The following is a 15,115-nucleotide window of genomic DNA, read 5'->3' as shown; positions in this document are numbered from 1 at the left end:
GTGATTAAATGAAAAATATTTTTATAAAAATCATACAAAATTGCATTTACCTAGATATATATTTAAGCTATCTTATAGATTATTCTTATTCGATTGATACATTAACTTCTATAAAAGAGGAAAATAGCAGGAATATGAAGCTACTATCTCAGCTTTATAAAAATATATATCATAACTCCCTAGATAATGAACTTATCAGAACAACCAATTCATTAACCTTAAATGAGGTTGATTTAAATTCTATACTTATACTTAGCTTTAATATACTTTCCGATCTAAAATATTTAAAAAAATATTCAATAAGTAATTATGCAAAAAATTTACTTGCATCTCTTAGTAATAGTTATTTTAATTTAATATCATCTATGCAATCTTTATATCCATTAATTAAAACTAAATCTAAAATCAACTTAAGAAATTCTTATAATTTATCAAGTGATTCACGCATATTAAATATATGCGAAAAAACAAAAGATGATACTTTAGATACTACTTCTGATGAATATTTACATTTTTTTTGTATAAAAACTATAAATGCTATATTTGATGATTCTCTTTGTGAAAAATCTATAATAGATGAAGGTTTAGATATATTTTTTGACAATAATGATGCACTTAGGTTTTATCAATATTTTTTTAAGACTAAAAATAAAATTTATAAAATAAGAATTTCTAAAAAAGATAATAAAATATTTTATATCTATCAGCGACCAAATTTTGATTTAAAAATTCTTCCTATTCAAGATAAAGATTTTTATCGAAGAATAATTGATGAATTTTTGAAAAATAAATTAAGTAATTCTTATAATGATTTATATTATGATAAAAATTATATAAAAACTTATCAGTATGATAATATAATTGAAAGTTATACATTTAAATATGATTATAAGCATAATAATTTTAATAAAAGTTTATATATAAGTATAAATACTCTTAATTCTCTAGTATATGAGTTACTTCTTTTAGAGAATAAAACATAAAAAATACTGAGAAAAATCTCAGTATTTTTTATAAGCTATCTATCTTTATTCATGCTCTATTAATCCATACCCACCATTTTTCCTTTTATATACAACATTTATTTCATAATTATCTTGATTTCTAAATATAAAAAAATTATGTCCTAAAAGTTCCATTTGAAGTACTGCCTCTTCTATGCTCATAGGTTTTAGATTGAATTTTTTTCTTCTTTTTATTATTATTTCATCATCTTCTTTAGATTCTTCTGAGTCTTTTATTATTAATGGGTCTGTACTAATTTTCAATTTTGATTTATATCTTATTAGTTTGCTATATACCTTTTCAAAAGCAGTGTCTAATGCAGAGTATAAGTCTTCATTTATGCATTCTACTTTTCCAATATTTACATTATCCTCACTCATCAAAATCTCAACATTATACATATCTTTATCTTTTTCTATAATAACTTTAATACATCCATTTTCTAAAGAGCTTTTTAACTTATCAAACTTTGAATTAATATAATCTTTTATACCATCTCTTAATTCTACATTTCTACTACATATATTACTTTTCAATCAAATCCTCTCCTTAAAGTCTAATAAAATTGTATTTTATTTTTCACTTTATAGTATCCCTTAATATAAAACATTAGCTTTTATTAATGTTTTATATTATAAGGTTTTTAATTATGATTAATTAAGTATATGTATTATGTTATATATTGTTGCTTGTTCTATTTATTTATTTATTACCCATATAAAATAATTTAAATATAAAGCATACATAAGCCATAAAATATAAGGTATATTTATATAGGTTGCTTTTTTATTTATCTTAAAGAATTTATATGCCATAACTATTACAATTAATAATATTATTACAAGCACTATTAATGCTGTTAATCTTAAATCAAATCCAAAGAATAATATACTCCATAGAAAGTTAAGTCCAAGTTGTAACCAATAATAAAACATTGCGTCTTTTACTTTAGTAGATTCATAACCTTTTTTTAATATTAAATAAGCTGATATTCCCATTAATATATATAGAATTGTCCATACTATTGGAAATATAAAGCTAGGTGGTGCAAAATTTGGTTTTATTAAACTTGCATAATTTGCTGCTGTATTTGTTCCTGCTATTATTTGAGATATCATACTACTAGCATATCCTACTACTAGAGGTATGAGGACACTTATAAAAAAATTTATAACTTCTTTCACGGATATAATCAAAGTTATCCCCCTCTTTTCATTGTTTTCTTATTTATAAGTATGTACAAGTTCTCTTTTTTATGACAAGTTTATTTTGGTACTTTTAATATAAAAAATTTGCTTATCTAATTTCGTAAGCAGTATATCTACTTCTTAAATTCTATAGTTTTTAATTATGTATTATCAACAAAATAGGTAACTTATAATTTCTTAGTATAAATAAAAGCCAATTCTAACTAGAACTGGCCTTTATTTATATATTATTCTTTTTTCTTTTTTCTTTTTTTATTATAAATACAATAATACCTATTAAAACTATAATAGCAAATACTAACATAGCTATATTTTTTATGTTAGGTATTTTAACTTTAGCATGTATATTATCTACATTTCCTAAGTTAAAATCCCAATTATATGTATGTATACCATTTTCTTCTGAGTTAGATGTTGCATTTGATTCTATCAGTTTTAAAGGTGTATTTAAGTGGAAGTTTAAATCGAAACCAGAACCAAGTAAACTTAGAATACCTACTTCTTCACTACTCATATTTTTTTGCATATAGTCTTTTATTCTTATATTAACATCATATATGTTATATAAAAATTTATCTTCTTGATTTATTTTTATTAAATCAGCGTATTTACTTAAATCCTTGTTGTTATCAATTTTTATATCTTTGATATTTCCTAAGTTTTCTGTTATTTTATAACCTGTTTTTCCTGGCCCTGTTATTTTTTCTACATTAGAGTATGATTCTTTTAATTTAGTTTCATCTATACCTTTCATTAGGTAATCACTGCTTAGTATTTGTGCCGATGCACTTATATTTCCCTTTTTGTCTATATCTAATGTTATGTCTGTATTTACACAACCTGTTAAAACAAAAATAGATATAAATATTGTTATTAATGCTGTTAGTTTTTTCATATTATCCTCCAGTTGTTATTGCTATGACTATTTTACCATATTATATTAAAAGTATTTAAATTTTATATTTTAATTTATAATTTATTCCATTTTTAATATAGTATAAATACAATCAACAGAAGATACCTAACTTAATTATATTTATCTCCACTTTTATTTTTAGATTTTATAGATTTATATATAATTCTTTCAATAGAAGCGTTACATCTTCCACATCCCATACCAGCTTTTGTTTTCTTCCTAACTTCATTTATAGATGTCATTCCTTCATTTACTGCCTTTTCTATGTCAGCTTTAGTTACTCCAAAACAACTACAAACTACTTTATTTTTGTTATTTTTATTTTCTTTATACTTTTTAATTATATTTTTAAACATTTTATCCCCCTTAAACTTTTATAATATTTATATTATACCCAGAGTTTCATACTTAATAATCATCTACTAAAAAGTGTTTTTTACTTAGTAAATGTACTTTTCAAGTATTTTAAATTATATCTAATAGATAAGTATTACTATATTTAATATAAATTTAAATAGCTAGACAATATAAATTCCTTATACTATAATAGTTGCAAAGTTAATGAAGTATTTTATGTTATTTCTAAATTTAAAATATAGAAAGGATAGTTATGAATAAAATAGGATTAATATTAGAAGGTGGCGGTATGAGAGGAATTTATACTGCTGGCGTGTTAGATTTTTTCATAGAAAAGAACATAGAAGTTGATATGGTTGTTGGTGTTTCTGCTGGAAGTTGCCATGCTTCTTCTTATTTGTCAAAACAGTATAAAAGAGCTTATCATGCTACTGTAGATTATGTAAATGATAAAAGTTACTTAAGCTTTCGTAATTTAATTAAAACAGGTTCTATATTTGGTATGGATTTTATGTTTAACAAAATACCTAATGAGTTAAATGTTTATGATTACGATGCTTTTAATAAAGCTACTACTAAATTTATAGCTGTTGCTACTAACTGTGAAACTGGAAAACCAGAGTATTTTGCTTTAAATGATTTAAGAAAAGATATTATTTACCTTCAAGCCTCTTGTTCTATACCTGTGTTTGCAAATATAGTTGAGGTAGACAATTATAAGTTAGTTGATGGAGGAGTCTCTGATTCAATTCCTATTGAGTACGCTATAAACCAAGGATATAAAAAAAATATAGTAGTGCTTACTAGAGATTATACATACAAAAAGAATAAACAAAAATTTACTTCAATTGTAAAGAGAAAATATAAAGCTTATCCTAATCTTGTTAGTGCTATTGAAAATAGACATATTAATTATAATAAAAGTCTTGATTTAGTAGATAAATTATCTAAAAATGGAGATGTCCTTGTTATTAGACCTAAAAAACCTGTTAAAGTTAGCCAAGTTGAGAAGGACGTTAATAAACTTACAGCATTGTATGAGGAAGGTTATAGAAATGCAAAAGAGTTGTATAATGAAATATTAAATTTTATAGATTAAATCATAAATTTAAATAAGGACTAGAAATAGTTCTAGTCCTTATAGTAATCTTCTTTAGTTATTTCACATTTATGAATTTTCCCCCTACCTATTTTACCTTGTAGCTTTATTTCTCTTTCTTCACTTCCTAAATATTTCATACCACATCTTTTCATTACATTACCTGACTTTATATTCCCATCAAAAAATTGTGCTCCTATTTTGTCTAATTTTAATTCATCAAATCCAAACTTAATTAACCTTGTAACGACTTCAATCATTATACCTTTATTCTAGTAATATAGAATGTATACAATATCCTAGTATTGCTAATTTCTCTTCTTTTAAATATTCATACATATCTTTAGCATCTTCTATAGATACTTCTTTTAATATACACCTTTTAGTTTCTAAGATTGTAGTAGGGTATTATATATTTCATTATTTTTTATTTTTTCGTTTATATGGATATATTGTTTTTCATTGGATATAATTTAAGTAAGTTTTATTTTTTATGTTAATATTGTATAATTTTTATTTAAACTTGTTTTTAGAAACTCTATATCTATTTTTTAATATAATATTTTAAGGGAGGCTTTTGTATGGATATACTATTGGATATAGGTGAAATTATTGCCGACTTTATATTAACTATATTTTCTGGTGATGACTGGAAAAAATTAAATAAATGCATTAAAAAACCTAGAGACTAGTCTCTAGGTTTTTCTATCTATTGTAAGTTAGCTTTCACTAACTCGTTTATTAGTTTTCCATCAGCTCTTCCCTTAACTTTAGGTCTAACAACTGACATAATTTTCCCCATATCTTTCATAGAAGTAGCTCCTACTTCAGATATAGTTTCTTTTATAATTGTGTTTAGCTCTTCTTCGCTTAACTGTTGAGGTAGGTACTCTTTTAAAACTTCGATTTCAGCTTCTGCTTCACTTACTAAGTCTTCTCTTCCAGCTTTTTTGAACTCAGCTAAACCATCTCTACGCTGTTTTAACTGCTTAGCTATTATATCTATAATGCCTTCGTCATCAAGTTCGACTCTATTGTCAACCTCGAATTGCTTTATAGAAGCTCTTATTAAAGTTACCACAGATTTTCTTACTGTATCTTTATTTTTCATTGAAGACTTTAGATCTTCTTGTAACTTTTGTTTAAGGGACATTACCCTCACCTCTTTATTTCTTTTTTAACTATTTCTTAGCGTTTTTTCTTCTAGCAGCTTCTGCCTTCTTCTTACGTCTAACGCTTGGCTTATCATAGTGCTCTCTTTTTCTAACTTCAGACATGATGCCAGACATTGCACATGAACGCTTGAATCTTCTTAACGCGCTGTCTAATGTTTCGTTTTCTCTTACTCTTACTTCTGACATTTCATTTTCCCTCCCTCCGATAGTGCGAATTCTGCTGTGTCTATAACAAAGATTATAATGTTTATATGTATTATAACCTCACACTTTGTTTATTATAAACTACTTTTATTTTTTTTTCAAGTATTTTATTTAAGAAGAATTTTTTAAATTTTTCTTACTTATTCATAGCCTCATACATCGGTAATTTTTTGCCACCTAGTATGTGATAGTGAAGATGTTTTACTTCTTGACCACCATTTACGCCACAGTTGTTTATAACTCTGAAACCATCTTTTTCAAAGCCTTGTTCTTTAGCTATTTTATTTATCACCTTATGTATATGCGCCATTATGTCCATTTGTTCCTCTGATATATCTATTAAACTATCAAAATGTTCTTTTGGTATAACTAATATATGTATAGGAGCTACTGGATTTATGTCGTTAAATGCTAGCACTTTATCATCTTCATAAACTTTAGAGCATGGTATTTCTCCATCTATTATTTTACAAAATATACAACTCATAATATTTCTCCTTTTTGTTTATTATTTAACTTTTCATATGCTTAATAGCATACCTATTTCTTTAAGTTTTTAAGCTAACTAATATATTTGTATATAATTTATCTATTATTATTTGAAATAGCTTACACAAACCTTTAAATGTGCATTACGTGTATTTTTTAATATATAATATATTTGCTTAAATGTACTAAAAGAAATTATGACAGTTTTATAAATAGCCATAATTTCTTTTAAGTCATTTTATTTTTCTACAGATTAAACTAAAATTCCTTCTACAAATTCGTCATTAATCTTAGTTATCTTAACTTTCAGTATTTGTCCTTGTATGTCTTTTTCACTATCAACTATAACTCTTATATAATTAGTTGTTAATCCTTCAAATTTATTATCTTTCATTCTGTGTTCAAATAGTACTTCTACTTCTTTACCTTCATATTTTGATGCAAACTTTTTAAAGTTCGTGTGTCCTAAAGCTATAAGCTTATCACTTCTTAATTGCTTCATTTGAGGGTCTATTTGATTTTTCATAGCTGCAGCTGGTGTCCCTTTTCTTGGTGAATATTTGAATACGTGCATTTGTGAAAGCTCTATTTCTTCTAAGAATCTGTTTGTAATGCTAAATTCTTCATTAGTTTCACCTGGGAATCCTACTATAACGTCTGTTGTTATTGCAACATCAGGTATATGTGCTCTTAATCTATCAACTATTTCTTTATACTCTTTAGTTGTGTATCTTCTATTCATTCTCTTTAGTGTTTCGTCACATCCACTTTGTAGTGATAAGTGATAGTGTGGACACACTTTTTCCATTTTAGAAACTTCTTCAACGAACTCTTCTGTGAATAATACTGGTTCAACTGAACTTAATCTTATTCTTTCTATATTTTCTATTTTATCTATTGCTTTTATAACTGTTAATAAATTCATATTAGCATCTTTTACATCTTTTCCATAAGATGCAACATGTATACCTGTTAGAACTATTTCTTTATATCCTTTGTCTGCCAATTTATTAGCTTCATTTACTATACTTTCTAAATCTCTACTTCTTACTTTACCACCTCTAGCGTAAGGTATTATACAGTAAGAACAAAATCTATCGCATCCGTCTTGTATTTTCATAAATGCTCTAGTTTTTCCGTTTGTCTGATTTATTTCTATTTCTTCAAATGCTCTTACCTTCATTATATCATCTACCGTACTAGCTTTTTGAGATGCATCTAATTTTTTAATTTCTTCAACTATCTGTCTTCTTTCGTTAGTACCCATTACTAAGTTTACTTCTTCTATTTCAAGTATTTCTTCTGGTGATACTTGAGAATAACATCCAACAACTGCTATTATTGCGTCTGGATTTTTCTTTTTCATTCTTCTTATATATTGACGTGATTTTCTATCACTCATATGTGTTACTGTACAAGTGTTTATAACATAAACATCTGCATAGTCTTCGCTTTCAACTTGAACATATCCATCTTTTTTAAACATTTCAAGCATAGCTTCTGTTTCGTATTGATTTACTTTACAACCTAATGTGTAAAAAGCTACTTTTTTCACTTATGCTCGTCCTCCTAAGTCACTTAATTCATATAAAACTATAGAAGATGCTACTACTGATGCCGTTTCAGTTCTTAGTATTCTAGGTCCAAGAGATACTGATTGACCATTTATATCTTCTATTTGTTTAATTTCTTCTTCTGCAAATCCGCCTTCTGGACCTACAAATATTCCTATATTATTTATATCTATACCTTTTATAGCTTGTTTTATAGACTTTGTTCTTTCATTTTCATAAGGAACTATATTAAAGTCATTATTTTTCATATCAGCTAATGCTTCTTTGAAACTTAAAACGCCTCTAAGTGTTGGTATTTTTCCTCTTTTACTTTGCTTTGCAGCTTCGTATATTATCCTTTCCCAACGCTCTATTTTTTTGTCTTCTTTTTTATCATCAACTTTGGCTACACTTCTTTTAGTTTGTACTAAGATTATTTCATCCACTCCAACTTCTGTTAACTTTTGAAGTATCATTTCCATCTTAGGACCTTTTGGTAACCCTTGGTATAGCCTTACTTTAAGGTCTGATTCTCTTTTTATATCTATAGTTTCTACTATATCTAGAGTTACTTCTTCTTTAGATATACCCGAAATCTCTGCTATATACTCATTATTGTCATTGTCACATATTTCTAGGCATTCTCCAACTCTACATCTTAAAACTTTTGATATATGTTTTACGTCTTCACCTTCTATTATGCAAGTGTTATTTTCTAGGTTTATGTTTTTCTTTTCTACAAAAAATCTATCCATAATTTCACCTACTTAGCTATTTTAGATACTATAGCATTCCACTCACCTAAAGATTCTACATATACTATTTCTAATCCATTTGAAACTAGTGCTTCTTTAACTTCATCAACCTTTGCATGTATTATTCCTGAAGATATAAATACTGCATCATCTTTCATAAAGTTTTTGATATCTTTAGCTAATAATTTTATTATATCTGCTATTATGTTTGCAACTACTATATCTGCTTTGTCAGTTACAACTTCCATTAAATTACCATGAAGTGCAGTTACACTTTCAGATACGTTGTTAAGTTCTATATTTTCTTTTGATACTTTAACTGCTACTTCGTCTAAGTCAACTGCTAATACATCTTTAGCTCCAAGCTTTGCAGCAGCTATTGCAAGTATTCCACTTCCGCATCCGATATCAAATACTTTACTTTCAGGCTTAACGTATTTTTCTAATTCTCTTATACACATGCTTGTAGTTTCGTGAGTTCCTGTCCCAAATGCCATACCTGGATCTAGCTCTATTATAAGGTCTTCATCATCAGCTTCATATTCTTCCCAAGTTGGTTTTACTACTATTTTTTCTCCTATTTTAGTTGGCTTGTAGTAGTTTTTCCATTCATTAGCCCAGTCTTCTTCATCAACGTATGATAATTCAACTATTGCTTCTCCTACATCTATGCCGAACTCTTTTAATCCATCTATTCTTTCTTTTATAGACCTAATATCTTCACTTACATCTCTTTCTTCTGTTATGTATGTTTTTATTATTACTCCGTCGTATCCACTATTAAATATTTCTTCTTCGACGAAATCCCAATCGAATTCATTTTTCTTTTGGAATTTGAAGTCTTTAGGGTCTTCTATAGATACTCCCCCTACATTGTGTTCGTATAATATATTAGTTATAGCTTCAACTGCTTCTGTTGAAGTTTTTATTGTTATTTCAGTCCATTTCATGTACTACACCATCCTTTTAGAATTCCTGTTTTTACGTAAATTTTATTATATCATATTTAGTATTATCTTTAAAAATAATCTTTTATACTTTCAAAGAAAATTAATTATTAAAATTAGTTTTCTTTTTAATTATTATTAATAATTTTATAATATTAAAAAGGGCAAGAAAATTCTTGCCCAAGTTTACATTAGCATATTTACCTATATATTGTATATTTACCTTTTATAGCTTCTGTGGTCTTTAATTTATTGTTATGTGCTATACCACCCATATCTTTAACCACCTGTGTATATATAATATCCAGTACAAACATCTGAGCGAGTTTTGAATACATTGAACCACTTTCAAATACTCCTTCATTTGAAATATATGATAAACATATATCTGATAAACTCCTAACCTTAGAATCTTTATCATTAGTTACAGAAATTACAGTAGCTTCATTTTTCTTTGCCATTTCTACTGAACTTACTATATCTTCTGTCTCCCCTGTATGAGATACACAAACTATTATATCTCCTTTTTTCATTAAAGAGGACATCATTAATATAGTATGGCTATCACTAAAGTAATTGCAGTTTATACCTATTCTCATAAATTTATAGTTAATATCTTGTGCTATTATTCCAGAGTATCCAACTCCTACAAAATACACTTTATTTGCTTCTCTTATTAGTTTTGAACATTTATGAACATCTTCATAGTTTATTATTTGTGCTGTATTTTCTAAAACATATATGTTGTTATGTAAAAGTTTTTTGGCAGTTTCTCTTGCATGTTCCTTATTATCTATACTGCTATCTATTATGTGTTTATTTTGGATGTTCGTAACTTCTTGTGCTAAAGTTACCTTAAAGTCTTGAAATCCACTAAAACCTATCTTCTTAGCAAATCTAGTTATAGTAGCTTCTCCAATATTATTATCTTTAGCTATTTCTGATATAGATTTATACGAGAAATTTTCCATATCACTTTTTATGTAATCTATTATTTGTCTTTCTGATTTAGTAAATTTTAAATTTTTATCATCTAATTTATTTATTATACTCATTTAACCAGCCCTTTTTATAATAATCATTTAACTTCCTTTAATTATTTTTAATATTAAAAGGTGTATAAAATATTATACACCTTTTAAGCATTTAGAAACTATATAAATTATTCATTAGTTCCTAATATATCATTTATTATATTTTTATATAAAACTGCTTTGGCTCCAAATACTGCTTGTATTCCTCCACCAACTTCTAATACATCTATTGCTCCTACTTTTTTAATTGTAGCTTTATCTACTTTGTTTACATCTTTAACCGATACTCTAAGTCTTGTTATACATGCATCAACTTCTTCTATATTTTCTGCTCCACCTAATGCTTCTATTATAATAACCGCTTCTTCCTTTAAAGAATCTTTATCAGTTACTTTAACTTCTTCAACTTCATCGTCTCCTCTTCCTGGCGTTGGTATGTTAAACTTTGTTATGAAGAATCTAAAAGACACATAATATATTGCAAACCATAATAATCCTATTGGTATTACTAACATCCAATTTGTTTTATCATTTCCTTGTAATACCCCAAATAATGTGAAGTCTATTATACCACCAGAGAAAGTGTTACCTATTGATATGTTTAATATGTCTGCCACAAAGAAAGATATACCATCTAGTACTGCATGGAAAACATATAAAAGTGGCGATATAAATAAGAACATAAACTCTATTGGCTCAGTTATACCTGTTACAAATGAAGTTAAAGCTGCTCCTAAGAATAATCCACCTACTAACTTTCTTTTTTCTTTAGGCACACAGTGATACATTGCTAAACATGCTGCTGGTAATCCAAACATCATCGTTGCAAATCTACCTGCAAAGAATCTTGTTCCTTCTGTAAATAACCCTACATGATTTGGGTCTGCTAATTGTGCAAAGAATATATTTTGAGCTCCTACTACTTGCTCTCCTGCTACTGTTGCTACCCCTCCAAGCTCTGTCATCCAAAACATTGGGTATATCATGTGATGAAGTCCTACCGCTCCACAAAGTCTCATTAAAAATCCATAGAAAAACGTTCCTACTGGTCCAAGTACTGCTATTTTCTCACCTAATACTACTAACCACCCTTGGAATGTCGGCCATATTATAAAGAATATTGCTCCTACAAATATTGATGCAAATGCTGTTGCTATTGGAACAAATCTTGAACCACCAAAGAATCCAAGTACTGCTGGTAGTTGTATGTTGTTGTATCTATTGTGTAGCCATACTGTAACTGATGCTATTGCAATTGAACCTATAACTCCAGTATCTATTGCTGGTGCATCTGGTGTAAATATTCCAAGCATTGCTTTTATAGATGCATTCATTATAACGTATCCTACCAATGCTGCTAATGCCGCTGTTCCCTTATCTTTTTTAGCTAACCCTACTGCTAATCCTACTCCTAATATTAATGCTAAATTTCCAAATACAGCATCTCCTGCTGATGACATTATAGTAAATATTGCTTGTAGCCACGGTATATTTAAAAATGGATAAGCATTTATAGTATTTGGATTTGATAATGCTCCTCCTATTCCTAAAAGTAAACCTGCTGCTGGTAGTATTGCTATAGGTAGCATAAATGACTTTCCTACTTTTTGTAAGTATTTAAACATATTTGTCTCCCCTTTATATGATTTTACTTTATAGCATTTACAAACTTTTCTGTTATAAGTTGTGGTCTAGTTATAGCTGAACCTACTACTGCTGAAAATGCCCCACTTTCATATACATCCTTTAAATCCTTTGGTGTATTTATTCTTCCTTCTGCTATAACCGGTATATCTAATTCATTTGATAATTTTTTTATAAGTTCTAAATTTGGTCCTTCATGATTTTCTGAATAAGAAGTATATCCACATAATGTTGTCGATATGCAATCGCACCCTAAATTTTGGGCATTTAAAGCTTCTTCGTATGTTGATATATCTGCCATTACTAAAACATCAAAGCTATGTATATAATCTATTAAATCCTTCAAAGTTTCGCCATTTGGTCTAACTCTATCAGTAGCATCTATTGCTATCATTTCACATTTTGTCTTTGAAAGTTCTTCTACTTCTTTTTTTGTAGGTGTTATATATATTTCTGAATCACTATAATTCCTTTTTATAATTCCTATTATTGGTAAATTAGTTATTTTTTTTATTTCTAATATATCTTCAACGCCTTGTGCTCTTATAGCTACTGCTCCACCTTCTTTAGCTGCTTTTGCCATCTTTCCCATTACAAAAGAACTATGTAGTGGTTCATTTTCTAAAGCTTGACACGATACTATAAGTTTTCCTTTTATTTGTGTAAACATCGTTTCCCCCTCTTCGCAATCGTTTTTATGTTCAAATTTTATCATATTATCTTTATTATTGCAAGTTTTTTTCCTTTTTTATCATTTTTACTAGTTTATTATTTATATTTTAGAAAATTATTTTCATTTTATATTAAACAAAATCTCTATATTAAATTCAATTATAAATATTATCTTTGTAATAATTAACAAATAAAAGCTCCCTTAGCTCAAGCTTATATATATCAGTTTTTAATAGTTTTATGATTAATATAAAGGTCCTTGTATATAAAAAGCTGCCTAAAAATATTTTAATTTCTTTTAGACAGCTTTTTTCTTATGTATCTTGATTAGATATTTGTCTTGGCCATGAAAGTAAGTCTTTTCTAGCTATTTCTAATTCTTTTTCTTTAGGAAAATGTATGCTACAGAAATAATTATGATAGTTTGCAGTCCATACATACTTGTCCCATACTCTCATGTTTTCTCTATGTATAAATAATTGTTCTTCTATCTTCTTTTTATGTCTAAGTAATAATTCATATTGAACTCTCTCAAATTCATATTCATTGCTACACTCTGTATAATATTTAAATATAGTATTTAAGTAATTTAAAAACCAATTTCCATCATTATCTATAAGTATTTTATTTTTCTGAGGAGCTACGTCATAATAGTTTATATAAGTTTGTAATTTTGATACGGTATTGTTATCTAATATAATTCTTGGGTAACAAGCAATCTTACTTTCTGTGTTGTGTGCATCTAGTAGCGCTGGTCCAAAAACTATATCTTCATTTATATAAAAGTCACCCATACTTATACCACCACGAACGAAAAGTCCTTCTAAAGACAGGTTAAACTGATACTCTGCTACATTTTCTAGTATTTCATCTAATTCTTTTTCTCCATCTCCTTTTATAGGATAAGCTACTACCATATTATCAGTAAATATTTTTATTTTACCTTTACTATATTTGTTAGGTATTATACATTGTTTATTTTTATTTATAAGGTAGTTTATTTCTCTAAGTAGATTATCCCCATATCCATTTTTAGAGGAATTCACTATCATTTGTGAAAATCCTAATATGTCTATTGCACATACAATAGAATTTATCAACCTTGGATTATCTTCATCATATTTTACTACATTCATTTTTACACATCCTTAAATAATAATCATATATATTATACTTTATTTTTTAATAATCTACTATAAGCTCATATGCGCATATAAATAAAATCTATACTACCTTTAATTTATATTTTTTAACATAAAAATACTCTACATATGTTTTTGTATAGATAAAAAGCCTTAGGATAATCAAGAAAATCCTAAGGCTTTTTATTTTTATTTATGTTTTTCTATTAATTCTTCAATTTTAGAAATACATCTACTTCCTCTACATGGACCAGATGTTGCTTCAGTTTTTTCTTTCACAGCTTCTACACTTGTTGCACCTTCTTTTATAGCTTTAACTATTGTTTCCTCACTTATGCCTTTGCATAGACATATTATATTTTCACTCATATTTTCCTCCTTATTTTTGCTTAAATGTAGAACATTTTGTTTCTATATATAAGTTTACATTTTCTCCACTTACTTGTATTGCATCTGCATTGCATAATTTGTTATTGTTATATGTACATGTAGCTACATCACATATTAAACAATCGCAAGCATTACTTGAATTTTTACCTTCACTTGCATTATTTATTAATATTGAGTAATGTCTTTTGTCTAAGAAAGAACCACAACATGTTTCTTCTGTATTTTTTGCTCCTTGCCCACCTATATTTACACGATTAGCATAACAAGTATCTTGACAATTATGAGCACAGTTTGTTACACTACAGCTTATTTTTTTCATATATAATCATCCTTCTTTTTATATTTTAAATTAAGATTATTTTTAGCAATTTAAAAAGTATTATACAACTGTTTACTTAAAAACCTTTTTTATACTTTATTTTTCTTTTGTATAGATTATAATTTAGATGTATTATTAGAAGTTTCATACATTAAAATAAAATATGCTAATTATATAAATATAAAATTTTTTTAAGATATAATATT

The 15,115-nt window shown here is 26.9% G+C and carries 19 protein-coding genes; 2 read left to right on the top strand and 17 right to left on the bottom strand.

All coding sequences use genetic code 11. The features are described from left to right. The first annotated feature begins 8 nt into the window (after window positions 1-8). The gene (locus I4U89_RS00975) at window positions 9-983 is read left to right on the top strand and encodes a hypothetical protein (RefSeq protein WP_195937823.1); all 975 of its coding nucleotides are present in this window, start codon (window positions 9-11) and stop codon (window positions 981-983) included. A 45-nt stretch (window positions 984-1,028) separates the two neighbouring features. Here I4U89_RS00975 and hpf read toward each other — a convergent pair whose 3' ends face one another. From hpf to I4U89_RS00955, 4 genes are all read right to left on the bottom strand, one after another. Then, window positions 1,029-1,541 (bottom strand): ribosome hibernation-promoting factor, HPF/YfiA family, encoded by a 513-nt coding sequence (hpf, locus tag I4U89_RS00970; protein WP_195937822.1) that lies wholly within the window; start codon window positions 1,539-1,541, stop codon window positions 1,029-1,031. Window positions 1,542-1,703: 162 nt separating this feature from the next. After that, the gene (locus I4U89_RS00965; protein ID WP_195937821.1) at window positions 1,704-2,201 is read right to left on the bottom strand and encodes a TspO/MBR family protein; all 498 of its coding nucleotides are present in this window, start codon (window positions 2,199-2,201) and stop codon (window positions 1,704-1,706) included. 232 nt (window positions 2,202-2,433) lie between these two features. Then, window positions 2,434-3,108, bottom strand: a complete 675-nt coding sequence (locus tag I4U89_RS00960; RefSeq protein ID WP_195937820.1) for a hypothetical protein — start codon at window positions 3,106-3,108, stop codon at window positions 2,434-2,436. Window positions 3,109-3,239: 131 nt separating this feature from the next. Next, the gene (locus I4U89_RS00955; RefSeq protein WP_195937819.1) at window positions 3,240-3,485 is read right to left on the bottom strand and encodes a (2Fe-2S)-binding protein; all 246 of its coding nucleotides are present in this window, start codon (window positions 3,483-3,485) and stop codon (window positions 3,240-3,242) included. A gap of 254 nt (window positions 3,486-3,739) precedes the next feature. Here I4U89_RS00955 and I4U89_RS00950 point away from each other — a divergent pair, with 254 nt between their 5' ends. Beyond that, complete coding sequence (locus tag I4U89_RS00950; protein ID WP_195937818.1) at window positions 3,740-4,585, top strand: patatin-like phospholipase family protein; 846 nt, start codon at window positions 3,740-3,742, stop codon at window positions 4,583-4,585. Between the two features lie 32 nt (window positions 4,586-4,617). Here the strand turns inward: I4U89_RS00950 and I4U89_RS00945 are convergent, their stop codons facing one another. From I4U89_RS00945 to I4U89_RS00885, 13 genes are all read right to left on the bottom strand, one after another. After that, a complete protein-coding gene (locus I4U89_RS00945) occupies window positions 4,618-4,845 on the bottom strand; it encodes a GNAT family N-acetyltransferase (RefSeq protein WP_195937817.1) in 228 nt (75 codons plus the stop codon). A gap of 449 nt (window positions 4,846-5,294) precedes the next feature. Continuing rightward, on the bottom strand, window positions 5,295-5,738 hold the full coding sequence (locus tag I4U89_RS00940; protein ID WP_092927056.1) for a GatB/YqeY domain-containing protein: 444 nt from the start codon (window positions 5,736-5,738) through the stop codon (window positions 5,295-5,297). A 28-nt stretch (window positions 5,739-5,766) separates the two neighbouring features. After that, the gene (gene rpsU, locus I4U89_RS00935) at window positions 5,767-5,946 is read right to left on the bottom strand and encodes a 30S ribosomal protein S21 (RefSeq protein WP_021125460.1); all 180 of its coding nucleotides are present in this window, start codon (window positions 5,944-5,946) and stop codon (window positions 5,767-5,769) included. A 154-nt stretch (window positions 5,947-6,100) separates the two neighbouring features. Then, on the bottom strand, window positions 6,101-6,451 hold the full coding sequence (locus tag I4U89_RS00930; RefSeq protein WP_195937816.1) for a histidine triad nucleotide-binding protein: 351 nt from the start codon (window positions 6,449-6,451) through the stop codon (window positions 6,101-6,103). A 255-nt stretch (window positions 6,452-6,706) separates the two neighbouring features. Continuing rightward, on the bottom strand, window positions 6,707-8,008 hold the full coding sequence (gene mtaB / locus I4U89_RS00925) for a tRNA (N(6)-L-threonylcarbamoyladenosine(37)-C(2))-methylthiotransferase MtaB (protein ID WP_195937815.1): 1,302 nt from the start codon (window positions 8,006-8,008) through the stop codon (window positions 6,707-6,709). Then, window positions 8,009-8,761 (bottom strand): RsmE family RNA methyltransferase, encoded by a 753-nt coding sequence (locus tag I4U89_RS00920; protein ID WP_195937814.1) that lies wholly within the window; start codon window positions 8,759-8,761, stop codon window positions 8,009-8,011. A gap of 8 nt (window positions 8,762-8,769) precedes the next feature. Then, the gene (gene prmA / locus I4U89_RS00915) at window positions 8,770-9,711 is read right to left on the bottom strand and encodes a 50S ribosomal protein L11 methyltransferase (protein ID WP_195937813.1); all 942 of its coding nucleotides are present in this window, start codon (window positions 9,709-9,711) and stop codon (window positions 8,770-8,772) included. 197 nt (window positions 9,712-9,908) lie between these two features. Further along, window positions 9,909-10,763 (bottom strand): MurR/RpiR family transcriptional regulator, encoded by an 855-nt coding sequence (locus I4U89_RS00910; RefSeq protein WP_195937812.1) that lies wholly within the window; start codon window positions 10,761-10,763, stop codon window positions 9,909-9,911. A 107-nt stretch (window positions 10,764-10,870) separates the two neighbouring features. Beyond that, the gene (locus I4U89_RS00905) at window positions 10,871-12,367 is read right to left on the bottom strand and encodes a PTS transporter subunit EIIC (protein WP_195937811.1); all 1,497 of its coding nucleotides are present in this window, start codon (window positions 12,365-12,367) and stop codon (window positions 10,871-10,873) included. Between the two features lie 23 nt (window positions 12,368-12,390). Continuing rightward, entirely contained in the window at window positions 12,391-13,056 is a 666-nt protein-coding gene (locus I4U89_RS00900) for an N-acetylmannosamine-6-phosphate 2-epimerase (protein ID WP_195937810.1), read from the bottom strand. A 316-nt stretch (window positions 13,057-13,372) separates the two neighbouring features. Continuing rightward, complete coding sequence (locus I4U89_RS00895; protein ID WP_195937809.1) at window positions 13,373-14,194, bottom strand: hypothetical protein; 822 nt, start codon at window positions 14,192-14,194, stop codon at window positions 13,373-13,375. Between the two features lie 195 nt (window positions 14,195-14,389). Further along, on the bottom strand, window positions 14,390-14,569 hold the full coding sequence (locus tag I4U89_RS00890) for a (2Fe-2S)-binding protein (RefSeq protein WP_195937808.1): 180 nt from the start codon (window positions 14,567-14,569) through the stop codon (window positions 14,390-14,392). A gap of 10 nt (window positions 14,570-14,579) precedes the next feature. After that, window positions 14,580-14,909, bottom strand: a complete 330-nt coding sequence (locus I4U89_RS00885) for a DUF1540 domain-containing protein (protein WP_195937807.1) — start codon at window positions 14,907-14,909, stop codon at window positions 14,580-14,582. Window positions 14,910-15,115: the final 206 nt, after the last annotated feature.

This window comes from Romboutsia sp. 1001713B170131_170501_G6, from assembly GCF_015668195.1.
Classification (GTDB): Bacteria; Bacillota; Clostridia; order Peptostreptococcales; family Peptostreptococcaceae; genus Romboutsia_C.
The sequence above is the reverse complement of the archived record's forward strand: the minus strand, read 5'-3'. Positions and strand labels throughout refer to the sequence as shown.